Genomic DNA, 20,894 nt, shown 5'->3' on the forward strand with positions numbered 1-20,894 from the left:
GGCGGAGTTCAGGCAGAAGAGCAGAAGAGGGGTTCATCGGCGCGCGGGCAGGGGCTCGCGCCGGTTCAGATGACCGCGAGCGGCTGCTTCTCGTCGTCGGGAAGCGGCTCGACCGTGCCGAGCTGGGTCGCCTCGGGGCCGCGGCGGGCGAAGCGGGTCATCAGGGCCCAGTTCGTCACGGCCAGTGCGAGGAAGATGGCGATGAACACGGCACAGGACACCGCGAGCGCGGCGGTGCCGACCTGGGAGAGCGCGTCCTCCACCGTCAACTCGCCGTATACGAGCCAGGGTTGACGCCCGACCTCACGGACGACCCAGCCGCCCGCGGACGCGACGAAGGGGAACGGGATCATCGCCACCAGGACCCACGAGGCCCAGCGCCAGCGCATCAGCCGGTCCTTCCACAGCAGGACGACGGCGATGAGCGTGATGGTGGAGACGGTGTTGCCGATGAGCGTCATGACGTCCATCGAGATCCGCATGGTGTCCTGCCAGGGCACGTAGTCGCCGGGCCCGTGTTCCTTGACTAGCTGTGCCTGCAGCTCGGCGACGCCGCTGTTCTCCAGGACCGCGTGCTTCATCGGCTGGGTCCGCTCGATCACGGGCCGCTGCATCTCGCCGACGATGACGACGAAGAACGAGGTGACCATGGCCACCCAAAGGCCCAGGCGCAGGGACCCACGGAACAGCTCGGTCTCCTTGGTGCCCTTCAGGAAGTGCCAGGCGCTGATCCCGGCGACGAAAGCGCCGCCCGTCGTCAGCGCGGCGAGCGTGATGTGGAAGAGCGCGACCAGGGCGCTGGAGTTGGTGAGCAGCGCGCCGAAGTCGGTCAAGTAGGCGGCGCCATCGCGCACTTCGTAGCCGACGGGGTGCTGCATGAAGCCGTTCGCGATCATGATCCAGTAGCCGGAGGCGTACGCGGTCAGGGCCACCAGCCAGATGAGCGTGACGTGCACGCCGCTGCGCAGTCGGCCCCAGCCGAAGATCCACATGCCGAGGAAGGTGGACTCGGCGAAGAAGGCGATGAGGGTTTCCAGCGCCAGGGGGGCGCCGAAGACGTTGCCCGCGAACTTGCTGAGGCCGCTCCAGCTCAGCCCGAACTGGAACTCCATGACGAGGCCGGTCACGATGCCGACCGCGTAGTTGATGACGTAGAGCTGACCCCAGAAGCGGGTCATGCGCTCCCGGACTGCTCTCTTGGCGGGCTCACGGGTGAACGCGGCCCTGGTGTGCATGATCGCCACGAGGGGCACGAGCCCCATGGTGAGGATCACGAACAGCCAGTGGATGCCGGTCGTGGCCGCGAACTGGAGTCGGGCCAGATCCGCAGCGCTCATGGTGCGACCTTCCTGGAAGTCGGGGTCAGAAGTCGGAAGTCGGGCGAGGCTCCCGCTTCGCGTGTGCAGGTGTGGGGCCCGGCCGTTGCCCCTCACCTGTGCGGTGGCCTCGACGAAGACCGTAGAGACAATCGCTCATGCATTTCCAAGACCGGTTTCGCCATGTGAAGATGCCTCACGAGGCATAAGTGAAGGTGGACCGTGGATCTTCTGCAGTTGCGCTACTTCCGAGCAGTGGCCCGTTACGAGCACATCAGCCGGGCCGCCGAGGAGCTGCGCGTCGCCCAGCCCTCGCTGAGCCGCACCATCGCGCGCCTCGAGGCCGATCTCGGCACCCCGCTCTTCGACCGGCAGGGCCGCCGCATCCGGCTCAACCAGTACGGCTCGATCTTCCTGCGTCACGTCGAGCGCGCCCTGAGCGAACTCGACGACGGCCGAAGGGCCCTGGCGGACGCCCGGGACACGGGGCTCGGCCGCGTCAGCGTCGCCTCCGAGACCCTCCTGACGATCAGCCCGCTGCTCGGCAGCTTCCGGGCCGCGTACCCCCGTGCCGACGTGCGTCTCCACCAGTCGAACGCCGAGGAGATGGACCGTCAGCTGCGCGCGGGCGAGGTCGACTTCTGCGTGGCGTCACAGCCGCTGACCGGCGCGAACCTGGACTCGATCGAGCTCGCCCGCGAGGAGGTGCTGCTCGCGGTGCCGTACGGGCACTGGCTGGACGGGCGGGAGAGCGTGACGATCCGCGAGATCGCCGACGAGCCGTTCGTCAGTACGCGCCGGGGTCACTGGCAACGGACGCTGCTCGACCGGCTGTTCGAGGCCGAGGGGCTCACGCCGATGCTCTCCTGCGAGGGCAACGAACCTGCGGCGAGCCAGGACATGATCAGCTCGGGCCTGGGCATCGGCCTGATCCCGGCGATCTCCCGCAAGGCGGGCACCGAGACGCGCGTACCGGTCGCCTGGGTGCACCTCGACGCGCCCGGCTGCAGCCGGATCCTCACCCTGGTGTGGAACCGCGACACCTATCTGTCCGAAGCGGCCCTGCGACTGCGGGAGTTCATCACCAGCAGGCCACTGATGACGCACCGCCTGCCCATCCCCCGCCACGGGAACGCCCCGGATCCGGCCTAGCCCCGGATCCGGGCCGGCGCACGAACTCGTCCTGGCGCGCGGGAAACTCTTTTGGTACGTTCCAACGCGCTGCCACAGTTCCGGCCCAGGACGTCGCGTGTCCAGGCGACCGGTGCGCGGCCGCGAGTCGGCAGGGGTGTCGCGTCCCCCACCGGCCATCACCACGGGCCACCGGTCACCGGTCACCCACTCCCTCATTCGACACCACCTGCCCGGCATCCTGTCCGGCGCGCCCCGCTGCCCTCCCAGGGCCCTCGCGCGCCGCCCGGACGCCGTCGAGGAGTTCCGTCATGCCCAAAATCACCTACGTGTCCGTCGACGAGACCACGCGGACGATCGAAGTCCCCGTCGGCACGAGCGTCATGCGCGGCGCCGTCTTCAACGACGTCGACGGCATCGTCGCCCAGTGCGGCGGCAACGCGCAGTGCGCCACCTGCCACGTCTATGTGGACGAGACGACCGCCGACCGCCTGCCCGCCGCCGGGCCCGACGAGGACGACATGCTCGACTTCACCGCGTCACCGCGCCTCGACACCAGCCGCCTGAGCTGCCAGCTCACGGTGACCGACGACCTGGACGGTTTGATCGTCCGCCTTCCGGAACGGCAGAACTGATGGCGCCCGGCACGCCTCCCGCCTCCGTCGTCATCGTCGGCGCGGGACAGGGCGGCTTCCAGACGGCGGCGTCCCTTCGCGAGTACGGCCACACCGGACGCATCACGCTCATCAGCGCCGAGGACGCACTTCCCTACGAACGCCCGCCCCTGTCCAAGTCGTTCCTCAAGGACGACACCTACCTGGAGGGCGGCGCCCAGTTGTGGCTGCGGCCCGCCACCTACTACGTGCGCCAGGACATCGACCTGGTCGCGGGCACCGTGACGGCCGTCGACCGGGGCACGCGCACGGTCGGCCTCGCCGACGGCTCCACGTACGCGTACGACCATCTCGTGCTGGCCACCGGGGCCCGGCCGCGCACCCTCGACGTGCCGGGTGCCGGGCTGCGCGGCGTGCACACGTTGCGCACCGCGCGGGATGCCACCGCACTGCGGCAGTCACTCGCCGCCGCACGCCGCGCGGTCGTGGTGGGCGCGGGGTTCATCGGGCTCGAATTCGCCGCGGTGGCAAGGGAGTCGGGGCGCGAGGTGATGGTCGTCGAGGCGTGCGACCGGCCGCTCGCGCGGGCCGTGTCCGCCCGTACCGCCGCGTACTTCACCCGGCTGCACCGCGAAGCGGGCACCCGGGTGCTGTGCGGCCACGGGGTCGCGGCGGTGCGCGGCGGCGGCCGCGGGGGCGTGTCGGAGGTGGAGCTGGCCGACGGCCGACTGCTCCCCGCCGACCTGGTCCTGACCGGCGTCGGCGTCACCCCGAACACCGAACTGGCCGCCGCCGCGGGGCTCGTGGTGGACGGCGGCATCGCCGTCGACTCCCGGCTGCTGACCGGCGATCCGCGCATCTCGGCCGTCGGGGACTGCGCGGCGTTCCGACACATGCGCTCCGGGAACCGGCTGCGGCTCGAATCGGTGCAGAACGCCGTCGGCCACGCCCGGCTCGTCGCCGAGCGGCTGACCGGGGCGCCGCCGTCCCGTACGTACGACGAACTGCCCTGGTTCTGGAGCGATCAGTTCTCAACGACACTGCAGATAGCGGGACTTGACGAGGGTCACGACTCCGAGGTGGTGCTCGGCGAGGGACCCGACGCGTTCTCGGTGCTCCTCTTCGACGGGGACGAGCTGTGCGCGGTCGAGTCGGTCAACCGCCGCCGCGACCACCTCGCGGCCCGTCGACTCCTGGACGGGCGCGTGCCGTTGGCCCCCGGCGAGGCGTCCGCGCCGGGATTCACCCTCAAGGGACATCTCTCGGCGGGTCAGCCGGCGGAGCGGGCGAGCCGGAAGCCCACGTCGTCGACCTGGAAGGTGGGGGGACTGCGGCGGCGTACGGAGGCACGGCAGCTCCACCGCTCGTCGAACCAGCCGCCGCCGCGCAGTACCCGGTAGGAGCCGTAGACCTCGGCGTCGTACACGTCCCAGCACCACTCCCAGACGTTGCCGAGCATGTCGTGCAGGCCCCACGCGTTGGGCCGCCTGCCGCCCACCGCGTGGGCCCGCTCCCCCGAGTTGTCGCGGTACCAGGCGATGTCGTCGAGCGGGCCGTAGCGCGGCCCGCTCGTACCGGCGCGGCAGGCGTGCTCCCACTCGGCCTCCGTCGGCAGCCGGTAGCCGTCGGCGGAGGTGTCCCAGCCGATGTCCTCGCCGTCGGCGCCGATGCGGTAGGCGGGCCTGAAGCCGTCGCGCAGGGACAAGGCGTTGCAGAAGCGGACGGCGTCCCACCAGGAGACGCTCTCCACCGGCCGCTCGGCGGCGTTGGCCACGGGACCTGCGCCGACTCGCGCGTACAAGGCCCGGGTGACCGGAAACGTACCGAGTCGACAGGGCGCCACGTCGACCGTCCAGCTGCGTCGGGTGCGCCGGTCGGACAGCGTGACCCGTCCCCCCGGCACCGCGGTCATCGGTGCGGTCGTCTCGATCGGCACGCTGCTTTCCATGATCAAGTCATCTTACCGGGGCCCTCACGCTTGGTGACGACGAACCGGTCGATGACCAAGTAGTCGATCTCGGTCGCGAGGAAGCAGTCCAGCGCGTCCCGCGGGGAGCAGACGATGGGCTCGCCCGCCACGTTGAAGGAGGTGTTGAGGAGGCAGGGCACGTCCGTCAGGGCCGTGAAGGCGCCGAGCAGCGCGGCGAGTTCGGGGTTCTGGCGCTCGTCGACCGTCTGGACGCGCGCCGTGCCGTCGACGTGGCAGGCACCGGGGATGCGCTCCTGGTACTCCTTGCGCACCGGGAAGACGAACGTCATGTACGGGGACGAGGTCTTCTTGCCCATCTCGAAGACGCGCGGCGCCTCGGACTCCAGGACGACGGGCGCGAACGGGCGGAACGGCTCCCGGTGTTTGACCCGGAGGTTGATGATGTCCTTGATGTCGGGGAAGGCCGGGCTGGCGAGGATGCTGCGGCTGCCCAGGGCGCGCGGCCCGAACTCGGCGCGGCCCTGGAACCAGCCCACGACGTTCTTCTCCGCGAGCAGTTCCGCCGTCCGCCCGGCGACGGACGCGGCGTCGGGCTCCCGCTGCCACTCCACGCGGTCGCCGTATGCCTCCAGGGCGTCGAGGATGCGCCCTTCGCCGTACGAGGGTCCGAGGTAGGGGGTGGTGACCGCGTCGGCGGGACGGTTCCTGAGGCCCGCGGTGTACACGGCGGCGCCGATGGCGACGCCCGGGTCGCTGGCCCCGAAGCTCACCTCCATGTCGGTGAACGACGACCTCTCCAGCATCTTCGTATTGGCCACGCAGTTCAGGGCGAGTCCGCCCTCGAAGAGCAAGGTGTCCAGGCCGGAGACCGCGGTCAGCGCCCGCAGCTGATGGGCGGTGACGGCCTCGACCATGTGCTGGGCGAGACCCGCGACCTTGACCCGGAAGTCGAACTCCTCGCGCTTCTCGCTGTCGCCGCCGAAGATGCCGTCGAACAGGGCGCAGTACTCCTGGACGTCCGGGGGCACGGAGATCGTGTACGAGCCGCCCTCGTGCAGCCGCACGACGCGTTCGAGCAGCGGGTTGTGCTGGGGCGGCGGACCGTACGCGGCCAGGCCCATCACCTTGTACTCGTCGTTGTTCGGCACGAAGCCCAGGTAGCGGGTGATCCTGCCGTAGGCCACGCCGAGCGAGCTCGCCATGTCGACGGTGCCCTCGTCGAAGCGCTTGACCACGCCGTCGCGCAGCTCGCCCATGACGGCCGACAGGGTCTCCGCCCGGCCGTCGCTCACCAGGAACGCGGCATCGCCCCCGCCCGCCAGGTAGGCGCCGCACATCAGGTGGGCCAGGTGGTGGGGCACCAGGGCGAGCTTGTTCGGGTCGAGGCGGTACCCCGTGCGCTGCACGAAGTCGCTGTACACCGCGTCCCTGGCGAGCATGCCGGTGTACAGCTCGCCCGTGCGCCGCAGCGAGTCGAACTTCGCCGCGACCGGCAGCTCGGCGTCACATATCTTCGCGATCATCTCCTCGGCGACGGCCGACGAGAAGCGCCAGGGGAAGGCGAAGACGTCCACCTGGTCGAGATCGACACCGGCGGAGTCCAGGCACCAGCGGATCGCCTGCGCCGGAAAGTCGGAGGTCTTCTTGACCCGGCTCAGCCGCTCCTCCTCGACCGCGGCGACCACCTCGCCGTCGATCACCAGGGCCGCCGCCGCGTCGTGCCCCACCAGGAGGTTGCGGCCGACGCCGGTCGCCCCGTAGAGCCGTCCGAAGAGCTCCGCGCCCCTGGTGAACCCGTTGTAACCGAGCACGATCACTGGCCCTCAGCCTCCCAAGCACGACGGTCGCGGCGGAAGAGCACGCTACTGGGCGCCGGTACGGGAGGGATAGATGTGACGCGTGGTCAGGGTGTGATCAGTGGCAGCGCCTCGAAGTCGTGTTCCTGCCACAGCAGCCGCGATGCCTCCTCCGGGTAGGGGGCGACGGTCGGAGGCGCGTCGAAGAGGCGGGTCGGGTGCCGCGTCGTGTCGTACGGAGGCCATCCCGGATCGCCGTGGGCGGCGAAGGCCGTCCACGCGTGGCGCATGCGCGCCGACAGTTCCGCCGCCGCCGGGGATGCCTCGCCGAGCAGTGCGGCGGTCTGGCCGTGGGCGAGGTTGCCGAAGACGAGCGGTACGTCGAGGCCGTGGCAGGCACCGAAGATGCCGTCCATGCCCGGTGCGGGCCAGCTCAGCTCGAACAGGTGGGCGCGGCCGCCGCCCTCGGTCTGGGCCCGCGCGAGATGGAGCGACGGCATGCGGAACAGCCAGTCGGAGTTGACCAGTTCGTACAGCTCCTGAGGGCCCGCCGCCGCGAACGCCTCCCGGTAGCGTCGCGGGCCGTCCGGTCCTGGCGCGAGGGCCTCCAGGGCGGACGCGGCCCGCTCGTCGCTCACCTCGCCGAGCAGCCCCTCCACCACGGTGAACAGCCGCTGCTCGTCGCGTGTGTGGCCGACGATGAGCGCGACGTCCCGGCCCGCACCCGCGGCAAGCGCCTGCCAGGGCGTGGCGGGCAGGACGTCACCGTCGACGACGGGCGCGAACGGGATCGTCCGGTACGCCGGTTGTCCCCAACGCCCCACCCACTGGCCGAGCTTGGCGGTGAGCGCGTCCCCCGCGGCGGCGAGCGCCGCCGGGTCCACGGCCGACAGATCGCCGGTCGAGGGCCGGAGCCCCAGCTCGGCCGCACAGGCCCCGGCGATGTCCGCGGCGAGTTCCGGCGTGAAGAACGTGCCCGGCACGCTCTGGGCGACGGCCCCGCGGAAGAGCCCGCCCCCGTGCCCCATCGCGAGCAGCGCGGCGATCGAACCGCCGCCCGCCGACTGCCCGAAGACCGTGACCTGGGCCGGGTCCCCGCCGAACGCCCGGATGTGGTCACGGACCCACTCCAGCGCGGCGACCTGATCGAGCAGGCCGCGGTTGTCCGGTGCGCCTTCGATACGGGCGAAACCCTCGATGCCCACGCGGTAGTTGAACGTCACCACGACGACGCCGCCCTCGCGCGCCAGGCGACCGCCGTCGTACTCGGGCAGCCCGGACATGCCGATCACGTACGCGCCGCCCTGGATCCACACGAGGACCGGCAGTCCCGCGCCGGGCGCCGCGTCGGGCGACCAGACGTTGACCGTCAGCCAGTCGTCGCCCGCCGACGCCCGCGCGAGCGCGTCCATCCCGAACACCCCGGCCTGCGGCGGAGGCGGCCCGAACGCGGCCGCGTCGCGTGTCCCCGCCCAACCGCGCACCGCCCTCGGCGCGGCGAACCGCAGCGCTCCCACGGGCGGTTCGGCGTACGGGATTCCCCGGAAGACGGCCACGCCGCCCTCTCTGCTGCCGCGCAGCGCTCCCGCCGCGGTGCGGACCACCGGATCGGACGGGGAGTGGGACGGCTGCTGCTGCGGAGCGGTACCGGGCATCACGGCTTCCTCTCGGAAGAAGGCCATCGATCGGTCCTGGACTCGGTGCGGCGTTCAGTTCACCGGAAAGTCCGGGCGGAGGCGACCGAATTATCCCGGGCCGCGCCGGGTCAGGGGGTGGCGCGCAGGAGGACGAGCGACCCGTCGTAGGTCGGCCGGCCGCGCAGGTGGCCGAAGGCGTCGTCCCAGGCGCCCGATCCCAGGGCGCGGCGCAGGGAGGTGTCGAAGTCCTGGCGGGCGCGGTCGTCGACGAAGCTCCAGGCCGAGCAGGCCTGGCGGGCCGCGGGGTCGAGGAGGAGTTCGGGGCGGCCGTAGTACGCCTCGTTGAAGCCGTCGGTGCAGTCCAGCGGGATGGGGACGGACTCGACCGTGGTGGTGCCGCCGAGCGCGGCGGTGAGCAGGCGCAGGGGCGGGTAGCGGCGGGCCTCGGTCTCCAGGACGTCCGGGGCGTACTCGTAGAGCCAGAAGTCCCGCACGCGCGCGGGGTCGCAGGTCAGTACGGCGACGGGGCCGCGCGTGACGCGTCGCATCTCGCGCAGTCCGGCCGCGGCGTCGGACCACTGGTGGACGCTGAAGAGGGTCATCGACGCGTCGAACTCCACGTCGGCGAAGGGCAGGTCCTCGGCGACGGCGTCGATCGCGGTGGCGAGCCGGGCCGGGCGCATGGCCCGCATGGCCAGTGACGGCTCGACGGCGGTGATCGCGTGCGCCTCGGTCTCGTACGACCCGGTGCCCGCGCCGACGTTGAGGACGGAGCGGGCGTCGCCGAGTGCCTGGGCGATGACGTGGGCGATGCGCTCGTCGGGGCGGCGATAGGTCGCGTAGCCGGGTCCGAGGGAGCCGTAGTCGACGTCGCCGGCGCTGCCGTCGTGAGTGCGCATGACCATGGGAGACCTCGCCTGGTGGGCCTGCCGGGGCGCCGTCATCCGCGCCCCGAACAACATGTCCCATCTTGCATCTGCCACGGTCAATCTCATAGGTACCTGGCTGATGCTTGGCTGATCAGCCAAGGAGTGTGGCATGTGCGTCGTCGCATTTGGAGGTTGTGTCGGCGGATTCCCCCCCCCCCGCCGGGCGCGGTCACCGCAAGCCGTCGAACTCCTTGCCCACCGTGAGCGTCACGACGCCGGGCGCGGCGGCGGAATCCGCGGCCTGTGCGGTGGCGCGCACCCCGGGCAGGCGCGAGGCCAGCACATCGGCCCGGCTCTTGGCGCCCTCGGGGTAGCCGATCGTGGTCGTACGGGAATCGGCGGGCGCGTTGCCGGTGGATTCGACCTTGAAGCCCGCGTCGCGGAGCTGCTCGGCGACCTTGGCCGCGCGGCCTCCCTCACCGGTGCCGTTGAGGACGCGCACGCTCACCGTCGACGCGTAGACCGGCTCCTTCGCGGACTTCTCCAGCGCCTTCTTCCTGTCCTTCCCGACCTCCTTGTCCGTGGCCAGGGAGGTGAACAGGTCGGCGGCCTGCGGGAACTGCCACGACACGTTCGCCTTGTCGGTGGGCACGTCGGCCTCACGCGGGTAGTTCGGCACGGTGAGGAAGGTCAGCCGGTCCTCGGGGATGCCCTTGAGTTCGGAGGCGAGGCCGTAGAGCGGCTTGATGCCCGCCAGGGGCTTGTCCGTGGTGAGGGACTTGGTGGCGGACTGCAGGAAGTCGTAGAGGGACTTGGGGCTGGTGAGCTTGGACTGGGCCTTCGAGGCCAGCGCGTCCATGAACTCCTGCTGGCGGCCGATGCGTCCGAGGTCCGAGCCGTCGCCGACGCTGTAGCGCGTGCGTACGTAGCCCAGCGCCTTCTCGTCCTTGACCGTCTGGCAGCCCGCGTCCATGTCGAGGTGGGCCTTCTTGTCGTGGATCGCCTGCTCGGGGCAGACCTCGATGCCGTCGAGGGCATTGACCATGCCTTGAAGCCCTGGAAGTCGACGGACATGAAGTGGTCCATGCGCAGGCCGGTGCGCGCCTCGATGGTCTTTATGGTGCAGGCGGCCGCGCTCGCGACCTCGCCGGTGCTCCCGCCGATCGAGAACGCCTCGTTGATCTTGAAGTGGTGGGTGGCGGCCGTGCTGCCGTCGCCCTTGTCGCAGGCGGGGATCTGGACCCAGGAGTCGCGCGGGAAGGAGACGACGGTGGCCCACTTCCGGTCGGCGGGGATGTGCACGACCATCAGCGTGTCCGACTGCATGGTCGTCAGGTTCTTGCCGTACTTGGCGTTGGCGCCGTCGCGGCTGTCCGAGCCGACGACCAGGATGTTCTTCGAGCCCGGGCTGAGGTTCTCGGGGCGGTCACCGCCGAGCTTGTTGTCGACGTCCGCCGCGTGGATGTTGTTGTCGAGATCCGTGTATATCCACGCGCCGATCCCGGCCACCGCGAGGATCAGTACCGAGAACGAGGCCGCGACCCAGAGCAGGATCCGTCCCGCCTCGTCAGCCGGGCCGAGCCGGGCTTGGGACCGCCCCGCGAGCCACCCCGCGAACCGCGCTGCGGACCGCCCTCGAACCGTCCCGGCCCTGACCGCGTCTGCGTGCGCCAGTCCACCCACCCGCGAACCTCCAGATCTCACCCGTCACACGACTGTCGCGCGGCATCACAGATCACCCGATCGAGTCGAATGCCGGAACTCTACAGTCTTGTAGAAGCAAGCGATCCGGAGCCGCACAGCATCCCTCTTCGGCGGAAATCGCCAGGAGCGAGCTCTGGGCAACTTACCTGGACAACCTGAGGGAACGGGAGTGACGGGTGCGTCAGGACGTTCAGCCCGCCGCCGGATACCAGCGCAGCTCCACGGTGTTGCCGTCCGGGTCCCGCACGTAGAGGGAGAGCGCCGTACCCCTGGCGCCGAAGCGCTCGCCGGGACCGTCCAGGACCGTGAAGACGCCCGATTCGATGACCTCCTGCCAGTCGAGCGGCTCCACGACCAGGCAGATGTGGTCGACGTTGGACCCCTGCCGCTGCCCGTCGGGCCCCACCACGAGGTCGATGATGGTGGTCGAGCTGACCCGCACGGACGGGAAGGGGACCTTGCCCTCCCGCCACTCGTCGACGCGCACCGGTTCGAGGCCCAGCGGGCCGGTGTAGAAGTCGAGGGAACGCTCGATGTCGGCGACGTTCAGGACGAGGTGGTCGAAGGCGATCACGCGCATGAGGTGTCTCCACGAGGTAGGAGCGGGGGCGCCGAGTGCCGCGCCCGCCGGGTGCGTTCAGCATCGCCGAGCAGGCATCCATCGGTCCAACACATGCTTGTCATCGGGATCCATCGTGTTCCACGATGGATCAATGGACCTCCAGCAGATGCGCTACGTCGTCGCCGTGGCCGAGACCGGTGGCTTCACCCGGGCCGCCGAGCGGTGTCACGTCGTCCAGTCCGCGCTCAGCCACCAGGTGGCGCGTCTCGAAAAGGAGCTGGGCGCCAGGCTGTTCGAGCGGACCAGCCGCCGGGTGCGGCTCACCGCAGCGGGAGAGGCCTTCCTGCCCGCGGCCCGCCAGGCCCTGGAGGCGGCCGAACGGGCCCGCGCGGAGGTCGCGGCGGCCTCCGGCCAGATACGCGGCACGCTGACCGTCGGCTCGATCCCCACCGTGACGGCCGTCGATCTCCCCGCGATCCTCGGGGACTTCCGCAGGCGCTACCCCCAGGTCCGGATCCACCTACGGGCCGGGGCCAGCGAACGGCTCGTCGGGCAGGTGCGGGACGGCGCCCTGGACGCGGCGTTCCTCGGGGTGCCGCCCGGGTTCCGCACCCAGGGCGTCCGCGACCGGGAGCTCGCCCTGGGGCGGCACGTCGCCGTGGTCGCCCCCGACCACCCCCTCGCCACGCGGGACAGGGTGGACCTCGGCGCGCTCGCCGGCGAACTGTTCGTGGACTTCGCCGACGGCAGCGCGGCCCGCGCCCAGTCGGACGCGGCCTTCGCGGCGGCGGGCCTGCGCCGTGAGGTCGCCTTCGAGGTGTCCGGCGTGGAGCTCATGGCCCGGATGGTCCGCAACGGACTCGGCATCGCCCTGCTGCCCGAACTGTTCGCCGCCGGACTCCACGGCCTGCGCGGCGTGCCCCTCACCAACGGTCCCGTCCGGGTGGAACGCCTCGTCTGGAGCCGCGCCGCCCCGTCCCCCGCGGCCGCCGCGTTCCTCGCGCTCCTCGACGTCGACACGCGGCTGCCCGCCGCATGACCGGCGGCGCCGGCTAGCGGCCGTCCGCCGGGCGGGCCGCCGGTTCGTACGCCCGCAGTCCGGGGATCCACGCCCGCACCACGCCCTGGTACACCTCGTACTCCGCTCCGAACTGCCGCCGCAGCGTGGGCTCTTCATAGGCGCGGACGAACGTGGCCATCACCGCCCACGCCACCAGGCCGTAGCCGAGCAGCAGGGGCCGCGCGAGGACCAGGCCCTGGGCCAGGATGAGCGCGACGACCGCCACGTACATCGGGTTGCGCACGTAGCGGTAGGCGCCGGTGATCACCAGGCGTTCCGTGGGCGCCACCGGAGCGGGCGTACCAAGGCCCTGCGCCACGAAACGGCCGAAGGAGTGCACGAGGAGCGCCGCCGAGCCGAGCAGCAGGGCCCAACCGAGCGCGCCCACCGACCAGTTCCAGGAACCGCCGGCCGACCAGGCGTCCGAGAGCCACCACGGCACCACGCCGGTCACCACCCCCGGTGCCACCACGAAGAAGACCACGCTGCCGACGGCTGCCACACCCTGACGCATGACATCAGCATGCGAGACCTGGTGCTCCGCCGGAAGGTCCGCGACGGGATACGGCAGGAAGGCATGAAGGTGCCGCCCCGCTCACGGGGCGTACGACGTGCGGGCGTGCGCTGGCGCGCGCCTCCGCCGCTCCCCATGCGCAGGTTGTCAGTTTGATCAGTTGCGGACTACTGTCACGACGCCTTGGTGAACGGGAAATCCGGTGTGATGCCGGTGCGGCCCTCGCCACTGTGATCGGGAAGTCCGGCTCCAGCCCTCGCGGCAGCCACTGGGTGCGCAAGCCCCCGGGAAGGCGGAGTCCGGTCGGTACGACCCGTCAGCCAGGAGACCGGCCAAGGCGCGTTGTCCATCCACGAGGTGCTGGAGAGGGTCTGCCGAGCCATGCACATAGCCGAGGGTTTCCTCCCACCGGCGCACGCGATCGCCTGGGGCGTAGCGTCCGCGCCGTTCGTCGTCCACGGAGTCCGTTCCCTGACCCGTGAAGTCAAGGAACACCGGAGAGCACCCTGCTCCTCGGTGCCTCCGGAGCCTTCACTTTCGTCCTCTCCGCCCTGAAGATCCCCTCGGTGACGGGCAGTTGTTCGCACCCGACGGGGACCGGGCTCGGCGCCATCTTGTTCCGGCCGCCGATCATGACCGTGCTCGGCACCATCACGCTGCTGTTCCAGGCCCTGCTGCTCGCCCACGGCGGGCTCACCACGCTCGGGGCCAACGTCTTCTCGATGGCGATCGTCGGGCCCTGGGCCGGATACGCCGTCTACCGGCTCCTCAAGCGGTACGACGTGCCGCTGATGGTCGCCGTGTTCTTCGGCGCCTTCGTCGCCGACCTCTCCACGTACTGCGTCACCAGTGTCCAGCTGGCCCTGGCCTTCCCCGACCCCAGCAGCGGATTCTTCGGCGCGCTCGGCAAGTTCGGCGGCATCTTCGCCGTCACGCAGATCCCGCTGGCCGTCAGCGAGGGCCTGCTCACCGTCGTGGTGATGCGGCTGCTCGTGCAGTCCAGCAAGGGCGAACTCACCCGGCTCGGCGTCCTGCTTCAGCGCAAGGCCGGTGCGGAGAGTGCCGTGATCAAGACGGAGAAGACGGGGGCCGGTGCCTGATGAACCGGAACGCGAAGATCAATACGCTGCTGCTCCTCATCGTCGCCGCGCTCGCGGTGCTGCCCCTGGCACTCGGCCTCGGCGACGACAAGGAAGAGCCGTTCGCCGGTGCCGACGCGCAGGCCGAGTCGGCGATCACCGAGATCAAGCCGGACTACAAGCCCTGGTTCTCGCCCCTGTACGAGCCGCCCTCCGGGGAGGTCGAATCGGCGCTGTTCGCGCTGCAGGCGGCCCTCGGCGCGGGCGTGCTCGCGTACTACTTCGGGCTGCGCAGGGGGCGTCGCCAGGGCGCGGAGCGCGTGCGCGCGCAGGACGACGCGGAGGGCGCGCGCCCCGAGACCGAAGAGGTCTGACCCCGCGTGCTGCCCATCGACGCGGCGGCGCACAGCAGTCGCTGGCGCCGCCGCCATCCCGTGGACAAGGCCGTGCTCGGGCTCGGCCTCACCGTGCTCGCCATCTCGCTGCCGCCCTGGCCCGGCGCCGTCCTCGTCCTGACCGCCGCGCTCGCCGTGCTGCTCGGCCCGGCCGGTGTGCCGCCGCGCAAACTGTGGCGTGCCTACCGCGTGCCGCTCGGCTTCTGCGTCACCGGCGCCGTGACCCTGCTCGTCCAGGTCGGCGGGCCCGACGGGTTCGTCACGCTCGCCGACGGCGGCCCGGCGCGCGCGGGCGGGCTGCTCCTGCGGACCTCTGCGGCCTCGCTCGGGGTGCTCCTGTTCGCGTTCACCACGCCCATGTCGGACCTGCTGCCCCGCCTGGTCAAGGCCGGGGTGCCCGCGCCGGTCGTCGACGTGGCGCTCGTGACGTACCGGATGAGCTTCCTGCTCCTGGACTCCATGGGCCGGATCCGGCAGGCGCAGGCGGCCCGCCTCGGCCACACCACACGGGCCGCCACCTGGCGTTCGCTCGGCGGTCTCGGCGCCACCGCGTTCGTGCGGGCCTTCGACCGGGCGGGCCGTCTGCAGGCCGGGCTCGCGGGGCGCGGCTACGACGGCACCCTGCGCGTACTGGTGCCCGAGGCCCGCGTCTCACGGCGCTTCGTGGCCGCGAGCGCCGTCCTGCTCGTGGCGCTGGCGGCACTCACCCTCGTACTGGAAAGGCTTCTTCCATGAGCGAGCCCAGCGCTCCTCGCGCGAGCTCCCCCGACGCACCGGGCGCCGCGTCCCTGGTCGCGCTGCGCGGCGTCTCCTACGCCTACGAGGAGGGGCCCACCGTCCTCAGCGGCCTGGACTTCGACGTCGTGGCGGGCCGTGCGCTCGCACTGCTCGGCCGCAACGGCAGCGGCAAGACCACGCTCATGCGGCTGCTCAGCGGCGGCCTTCGCCCGGCGGCGGGCGGCCTGACGCTCCAGGGCGTCCCCGTGTCGTACGACCGCAAGGGTCTGACGCGGCTGCGCACCACCGTCCAGCTGGTCGTGCAGGATCCCGACGACCAGCTCTTCGCCGCTTCGGTCGAACAGGACGTGTCCTTCGGCCCGTTGAACCTGGGGCTGCCCGACGCGGAGGTCCGCGCACGCGTCGCCGAGGCGCTCGCCGCGCTCGACATCACCGCGCTCGCGGACCGCCCCACCCATCTCCTCTCCTACGGCCAGCGCAAGCGCACCGCCATCGCGGGCGCCGTCGCGATGCGCCCCCGCGTGCTGATCCTCGACGAGCCGACCGCGGGCCTCGACCCCGACGGACAGGAACGGCTCCTCGACACGCTGGGGCGGCTGCGCGACGCGGGGACGACGGTGGTCATGGCGACCCACGACGTGGACCTGGCGCTGCGCTGGGCCGACGACGCCGCGCTGCTCACCCCGTCGGGCGTGCGCACAGGCCCGGTCGCGGAGCAGCTCGCCCACCGGGAGCTCCTGGCCGGGGCGGGGCTCCAGCTGCCGTGGGGCATCGCCGTCCGGGAGCTGCTGCACCGCCAGGGCCTGCTGCCCGCCACGGAGGAGGCGCCGCGCACCCCGGAGGAGTTGGCGCACCTGTTCACCCCGTCCCCCGCAAGAAGGGCTCCTTGATCGTCCCGGTGTGTGCCGCGCGTTCCTCGGATATGTGATCGCGGAACCCTGGAAATCGGCCGCACCTACGCGAGGAGTGACATCCGCACATGACGCCCGGCGTCCAAACCCCATCCGGTCGGCAGCACTTGGTGGCACAGCGCGTGCACTCCCTCACCCAGGCACCGTGGTTCTCCCACACGGCCATGTGCGCCATCGCCCTGAACGCGGTACTGCTGGGGGTGGAGACCTACGCCGGGTTCGCGCACCGCTGGGCCACGCCCCTCGGGATCGTGGAACACGTCCTGCTCGGACTCTTCGCACTGGAAATCCTCGTCAGGGCCCTGGCCCACGCGGACCGCCCATCGGACTTCTTCCGCAATCCCTGGAACATCTTCGACGCCCTCGTCGTGCTGTGCGCCTTCACGCCCGGCATCGGCCAGGACTCCACCGTGCTGCGGCTGCTCCGGCTGGCCCGGGTGATCCGCACGGCGCGCTTCCTGCCCCAGCTCCGCATCATCCTCAACGCCATCGGCAAGAGCCTGCCGGGCATGGCGAGTTTCCTGCTGGTCGGCTCACTCGTGCTCTATCTGTACGCCATGATCGGCTGGACCTGCTTCGCCACCGCCGACCCGGAGCACTACGGCTCGCTGGGCCGCGCGGTGATCACCCTCTTCGTCCTGATGACGCTCGACGGTCTCGGTGAGGCGGTCCGCGCCGGACTCGACATCTCGCCGTGGTCCTTCGCCTACTACGCCTCGTACGTACTGCTCAGCTCGTTCCTCTTGGTGAACCTGCTGATCGGCGTGGTGATCAACTCCCTCGACCAGGCTCGGGTCTCCGAAGAAACGTTCAACGCGTCACAGGCGCCGAAGCCGGACCCCGCGGCGATCCACGAGAGCATCGCCGCCCTGCGCGCGGGCCTCGACCAACTGGAACAGCAGCTGCCGCTGGTGCCGGCCCAGCCGGAACGGCTGCGCAAGAGCTGAGGCGGTGGCTGGCCGTGCCCTCGCACCGGCTGGGGCGGTCAGCGGTTCGTCGGTGCGTCACGGGCCTTCTGCCGCGGCAGGCTCTCCAGGACGAGGCGCTCGGCGTCGTCCAGGGCCCGCCGGGCAGCGGTGATCCGGTCCTGGATGTCGGCCGCATCGGGGGCGAGGTCCCGATCGGGCTCGCGCCCGCACTCGCCCTGGGAGCCCCTCTCCAGCTCAGAGTCCCTGGCCTGGTCGAGGGAGTTGATGACCACGCCGATCAGCAGGTTCACCAGCAGGAACGAGCTGAGCAGCACGTACGAGGCGTAGTAGGCGAAGGACCACGGCGAGATGTCGAGTCCGGCGCGGACCGCCTCACCGAGACCGTCGAGCGTCATGAGGATGAACAACGTGAGCGCCGCCCTGCCGATCGATCCGTAGTGCGCGGGGTCGGCGGTGGCGAAGCAGAGCCAGCCCACCATCGCGTACACGTAGAGCAGCAGCGTGCCGACCACGAGGAAGCTGATGGTGCCCGGCGCGCTCTTGCCCAACGCCGTGACGATGACACGGAGTTGGGGCAGGAAGCGGGCGGTCCGCAGGACCCGCAACAGCCGCAGGAGGCGCAAGAGCGTGGTGTTGTCGCCGAGGACGGGCAGGAAGGCGCAAAGCACCACGGCCGCGTCGAACACGTTCCACGGGTTGCGGAAGAAGAACCGCGGACGGTCCGCGTGGGCGAGTATCCGCAGCACGACCTCGGCCGTGAAGACCGCGAGAAATCCGCCCTCCAGAAAGTGCAGTTGGGCATGCCAGCGTTCGGCGAATCCGGAGTATGTCTCCAGGCCGAGAAGGACGGCGTTCCCCAGGATCGCTGACATCACGACGACCGTGAAGCCGCGCGATTCGGTGAGGGCGCGCACGCGCCCGCGAGCACACGCCGACGACTCGCGTACACGCGAAGAGTGAACTTCATCGTGCCCCAATCCATGTGATGTGTCGGCGAGTTAAGACGCCACAGGTACGCCTGTCCTTGACTTCGAGGACCACACCGGAAGCACTCCCATTGCCACCCGTACAGCGGATGGTACTGATCCTTGTGCGCGGTGGATTCCGCCCGCCAAGCGGAGCGCCGTCGTACGCCTTCTGATTCCGACTCAATCTGTGCGCGTCACCCACATGGCGGCACTTGCGGGCATGGCGCGACTGAATCTGGTCAGGCGAATAGCCAAGAGCCCGTCCACCGGTCTCAGGAGAGGACGAATTACGTGCGAACGATCACCGATGAGGAAGCCACCGAGCCCGGCTCGGGACCATCCGCCGACACCGACGCGTACACCGCGGCCTATCAGGCCCTCTTCGACGCGTTCGACGACGACAAGAGCGGCACCCTCTCGCGGAACGAACTCCTCACCCATCTGGCGGTGATGGGGATCAGGGAGGACGACCCCCGCCTTGCGGGAATCCTGGCCGCGACCGAGGACGGCGAGAACGAACGCGAGATGGAATTCGACGAATTCGTCTCGCTCGTCAAACAGCACAGCGGACTCATCCAGCGGGCCATGCGCGGGAACCTCGCGGTGCCGGACTTCGAAGGGTTCACCGCCGACATCGACCGGATGTACCAGGAGATCCTGCCCGTCCGCGAGGGGCAGGTCGCGGGATACATTCCGCAGCTGGCGCGCGTCGATCCCGAGCAATTCGCCCTCTCCGTCTGCACGGTGGACGGCCAGCGCCATGCGGTCGGGGACACCTGCGTCCCGTTCTGTGTGCAGTCGGTCTCCAAGACCATCAGCTACTGCCTGGCCCTGGAGGACCACGGCGTCGAGCCCACCCACCAGCACGTGGGCCGTGAACCGAGCGGCCAGAGCTTCAACGAGCTGACCCTCAACCGCATCGGGCGTCCGCACAACCCGATGATCAACGCGGGCGCCATCATGAGCTGCGCGCTGATCCACCCGGGAGAATCGCTCGCCGACCGGTTCGACCACGTCGCGCAGACCTGGCAGCGGCTGGCCGGTGGCCGCAGGACCGGCTTCAACAACGCCGTGTACCTGTCCGAGCGGCAGACCGCTGACCGCAACTTCGCGCTGGGCTACTCGATGCGGGAGAGCAGGGCCTTTCCCGAGGGCACCGACCTCAAGGAGACCCTGGAGTTCTACTTCCAGTGCTGCTCGATCGAGCTCGACGCCGAGATGCTGGGCATCGTCGCGGGCACCCTCGCCAACGGCGGCGTCTGCCCGCTCACCGGTGACCGGGTGTTCAGCGAGCAGACGGTCCAGCACTGTCTGTCGCTGATGACCTCGTGCGGGATGTACGACTTCTCCGGCGAGTTCGCCTTCACCATCGGACTACCGGCCAAGAGCGGTGTCTCCGGTGCGCTGATGGTCGTGATCCCGCAGCTCATGGGCATCTGCGTGTGGTCGCCCCGGCTCGACGAACTGGGCAACACGGTGCGCGGCATCGAGTTCTGCCGCAAGCTCGTCGACACCTACCAAGTGCATCCGCACGCCGCCGTCGAGACCAAGGCCGCCCGCAAGGACCCCCGCAAGCGCCGCAACCAGAGCTCGGTGGAGAGCGTCGTCGCGCTGTGCTGGGCCGCGGGACAGGGCGACCTGGACGAGGTGCGTCGCCTCGCGGCCTCCGGCACGGATCTCGGTGCCGCCGACTACGACGGCCGTACGGCGCTGCACCTGGCGGCTTCGGAGGGACGGACCGACGCGGTCCGGTTCCTCCTCTCGCATGAGGTCGACCCCGCGCCCGTCGACCGGTGGAACGGCACGCCTCAGCAGGACGCGGAACGCGAGGGGCACAGTGACATCGCGGATCTGTTGCGGCAGAAGGCCAAGTCGGTGCCGCGGCAGCAGTCGTCCCGGCAGAGTGTCACGTCTGCCTCTTCGGACGGGACGGCTTCCCGCCCGAACGGCATGGCTGACCCTTCGAACCGCACGCCTGCCCGGTCCGGCGGCAAGCCCGCCAGGGCCAAGAAGACTCCTGGGCCCGCCAAGTCCCCGAAGGCGCGCAAGACGGCCGAGGAGCGGTCGTCCACATGAGGCCGTCGCGCCGAGCACCGGCGCCGTCCCGCCAAGACCACGAGAGCGGCGCCCACGGCGTACGGGCCACGCGGCAGGGCCGCTCCGGGGCGGTGCTCACGGCCGCACTCGTGGGCGTGGGCTGCGCCCTCGTGTGCTGGCTGCCCGGCCTGGCGCCCGCGGCCGACGCCCGGCAGCGCGACGAGGCCTGCGCCTACGCGGGCGCCGATCTCGACATGAAGGAGCTGGGGCGCCTCGCGCGTGAGGGCGACGTCGGGGAAGCGGTGCGCCGGGCCTGCCGGTCGTCCGCCCCCGCTCCCCCACCGCCTCGCCCGGCACCACCGCCCCGGCCCACGCCACCGCCACCCCCGTGACCACCCCGCCCGCTCCCCCACCGCCGCCCTCGATACCACCCCCGCCCGACCCGAGCACCCCGGCGCCCGAGCCCTCCTCGTCCCCGCCGCCCGCATCGCCCTCACCGAGCCGCACTGTGCCGCGCGCCTACGCGGGCCCTCCGTCGGACAAGAAGCCCGAGGGGCAGCCGCTCACCATGAAGGCGCTGCTGCTCCTGGCGCCCGCCGTGCTGGCAGCGGCCGCGCTCTCCCGGGGCTCCGGCCGCAGCAGTGGCGGCGGGAACGGCTGAGACGCCGCTCCGCGTCCCCCGGCTCCCGGCTCCCGGCTCACCT

19 protein-coding genes, 3 pseudogenes and 1 riboswitch are annotated in these 20,894 nt (G+C 71.0%); of the genes and pseudogenes, 12 read left to right on the forward strand and 10 right to left on the reverse strand.

Annotated elements, in window-relative coordinates; all coding sequences use genetic code 11:
• Positions 1-65: 65 nt before the first annotated feature.
• Positions 66-1,337, reverse strand: a complete 1,272-nt coding sequence (locus CP970_RS01360) for a cytochrome ubiquinol oxidase subunit I (RefSeq protein WP_055548191.1) — start codon at positions 1,335-1,337, stop codon at positions 66-68.
• A gap of 201 nt (positions 1,338-1,538) precedes the next feature.
• On the opposite strand from CP970_RS01360, the gene CP970_RS01365 reads away from it, so the two are divergent.
• The 3 genes and pseudogenes from CP970_RS01365 to CP970_RS01375 all read left to right on the forward strand — a co-directional run.
• Positions 1,539-2,468, forward strand: coding sequence for a LysR family transcriptional regulator (locus tag CP970_RS01365; RefSeq protein ID WP_055548189.1), 930 nt, complete (start codon positions 1,539-1,541; stop codon positions 2,466-2,468).
• Positions 2,469-2,758: 290 nt separating this feature from the next.
• Positions 2,759-3,082 (forward strand): 2Fe-2S iron-sulfur cluster-binding protein, encoded by a 324-nt coding sequence (locus CP970_RS01370; protein WP_055548187.1) that lies wholly within the window; start codon positions 2,759-2,761, stop codon positions 3,080-3,082.
• Positions 3,082-4,302: pseudogene (locus CP970_RS01375) on the forward strand (NAD(P)/FAD-dependent oxidoreductase); the annotation flags it as partial. The gene CP970_RS01370 and the pseudogene CP970_RS01375, both read left to right, overlap by 1 nt.
• A 29-nt stretch (positions 4,303-4,331) precedes the next feature.
• Here the strand turns inward: CP970_RS01375 and CP970_RS44635 are convergent.
• From CP970_RS44635 to CP970_RS01405, 7 genes and pseudogenes are all read right to left on the reverse strand, one after another.
• Complete coding sequence (locus tag CP970_RS44635; RefSeq protein ID WP_224059130.1) at positions 4,332-4,973, reverse strand: formylglycine-generating enzyme family protein; 642 nt, start codon at positions 4,971-4,973, stop codon at positions 4,332-4,334.
• A gap of 38 nt (positions 4,974-5,011) precedes the next feature.
• Complete coding sequence (locus CP970_RS01385; protein WP_055548183.1) at positions 5,012-6,808, reverse strand: carbamoyltransferase family protein; 1,797 nt, start codon at positions 6,806-6,808, stop codon at positions 5,012-5,014.
• An 86-nt stretch (positions 6,809-6,894) separates the two neighbouring features.
• A complete protein-coding gene (locus CP970_RS01390) occupies positions 6,895-8,442 on the reverse strand; it encodes a carboxylesterase/lipase family protein (protein ID WP_055548200.1) in 1,548 nt (515 codons plus the stop codon).
• Between the two features lie 110 nt (positions 8,443-8,552).
• Positions 8,553-9,323, reverse strand: a complete 771-nt coding sequence (locus CP970_RS01395) for a class I SAM-dependent methyltransferase (RefSeq protein WP_224058134.1) — start codon at positions 9,321-9,323, stop codon at positions 8,553-8,555.
• Between the two features lie 199 nt (positions 9,324-9,522).
• Positions 9,523-10,152 carry a LytR C-terminal domain-containing protein gene (locus tag CP970_RS45880; protein ID WP_398656871.1) on the reverse strand — a complete coding sequence of 210 codons (630 nt, stop codon included), beginning with the start codon at positions 10,150-10,152 and terminating at the stop codon, positions 9,523-9,525.
• 33 nt (positions 10,153-10,185) lie between these two features.
• Positions 10,186-10,619: pseudogene (locus CP970_RS45885) on the reverse strand (LCP family protein); the annotation flags it as partial.
• Between the two features lie 568 nt (positions 10,620-11,187).
• Positions 11,188-11,577 carry a VOC family protein gene (locus tag CP970_RS01405; protein ID WP_055548179.1) on the reverse strand — a complete coding sequence of 130 codons (390 nt, stop codon included), beginning with the start codon at positions 11,575-11,577 and terminating at the stop codon, positions 11,188-11,190.
• A gap of 133 nt (positions 11,578-11,710) precedes the next feature.
• Between CP970_RS01405 and CP970_RS01410 the strand changes: the two genes are divergently transcribed.
• Positions 11,711-12,598, forward strand: coding sequence for a LysR family transcriptional regulator (locus tag CP970_RS01410; protein WP_055548177.1), 888 nt, complete (start codon positions 11,711-11,713; stop codon positions 12,596-12,598).
• Between the two features lie 13 nt (positions 12,599-12,611).
• Here CP970_RS01410 and CP970_RS01415 read toward each other — a convergent pair whose 3' ends face one another.
• Entirely contained in the window at positions 12,612-13,133 is a 522-nt protein-coding gene (locus CP970_RS01415; RefSeq protein ID WP_055548176.1) for a methyltransferase family protein, read from the reverse strand.
• A 167-nt stretch (positions 13,134-13,300) separates the two neighbouring features.
• Positions 13,301-13,484, forward strand: a riboswitch (cobalamin riboswitch).
• A 30-nt stretch (positions 13,485-13,514) separates the two neighbouring features.
• Here CP970_RS01415 and CP970_RS01420 point away from each other — a divergent pair.
• The 5 genes and pseudogenes from CP970_RS01420 (at position 13,515) to CP970_RS01440 (ending at position 17,203) form a co-directional block, all read left to right on the forward strand.
• Positions 13,515-14,233, forward strand: a pseudogene (locus tag CP970_RS01420) (energy-coupling factor ABC transporter permease).
• Complete coding sequence (locus CP970_RS01425) at positions 14,233-14,586, forward strand: energy-coupling factor ABC transporter substrate-binding protein (RefSeq protein WP_055548174.1); 354 nt, start codon at positions 14,233-14,235, stop codon at positions 14,584-14,586. The pseudogene CP970_RS01420 and the gene CP970_RS01425 overlap by 1 nt, the downstream one beginning before the upstream one ends.
• A 6-nt stretch (positions 14,587-14,592) precedes the next feature.
• Positions 14,593-15,342 carry a cobalt ECF transporter T component CbiQ gene (gene cbiQ, locus CP970_RS01430; protein ID WP_055548172.1) on the forward strand — a complete coding sequence of 250 codons (750 nt, stop codon included), beginning with the start codon at positions 14,593-14,595 and terminating at the stop codon, positions 15,340-15,342.
• Positions 15,339-16,235 (forward strand): energy-coupling factor ABC transporter ATP-binding protein, encoded by an 897-nt coding sequence (locus CP970_RS01435; RefSeq protein ID WP_055548170.1) that lies wholly within the window; start codon positions 15,339-15,341, stop codon positions 16,233-16,235. Before cbiQ ends, CP970_RS01435 begins: the two co-directional genes overlap by 4 nt.
• Before the next feature lie 143 nt (positions 16,236-16,378).
• Positions 16,379-17,203, forward strand: a complete 825-nt coding sequence (locus tag CP970_RS01440; protein WP_224058135.1) for an ion transporter — start codon at positions 16,379-16,381, stop codon at positions 17,201-17,203.
• Between the two features lie 38 nt (positions 17,204-17,241).
• Here the strand turns inward: CP970_RS01440 and CP970_RS01445 are convergent, their stop codons facing one another.
• Positions 17,242-18,057, reverse strand: coding sequence for an ion transporter (locus CP970_RS01445; protein WP_150492854.1), 816 nt, complete (start codon positions 18,055-18,057; stop codon positions 17,242-17,244).
• Positions 18,058-18,444: 387 nt separating this feature from the next.
• Between CP970_RS01445 and glsA the strand changes: the two genes are divergently transcribed.
• The 3 genes from glsA to CP970_RS43955 are packed head-to-tail and all read left to right on the forward strand — an operon-like array spanning position 18,445 to position 20,851.
• Positions 18,445-20,229, forward strand: coding sequence for a glutaminase A (gene glsA / locus CP970_RS01450; RefSeq protein WP_055556664.1), 1,785 nt, complete (start codon positions 18,445-18,447; stop codon positions 20,227-20,229).
• Positions 20,226-20,582, forward strand: a complete 357-nt coding sequence (locus tag CP970_RS43950) for a hypothetical protein (RefSeq protein ID WP_191094856.1) — start codon at positions 20,226-20,228, stop codon at positions 20,580-20,582. The genes glsA and CP970_RS43950 overlap by 4 nt, the downstream gene beginning before the upstream one ends.
• Entirely contained in the window at positions 20,579-20,851 is a 273-nt protein-coding gene (locus CP970_RS43955) for a hypothetical protein (RefSeq protein WP_191094857.1), read from the forward strand. The genes CP970_RS43950 and CP970_RS43955 overlap by 4 nt, the downstream gene beginning before the upstream one ends.
• Positions 20,852-20,894 lie beyond the last annotated feature (43 nt).

It is taken from the genome of Streptomyces kanamyceticus (assembly GCF_008704495.1).
In the GTDB taxonomy this organism is placed as follows: domain Bacteria; phylum Actinomycetota; class Actinomycetes; order Streptomycetales; family Streptomycetaceae; genus Streptomyces; species Streptomyces kanamyceticus.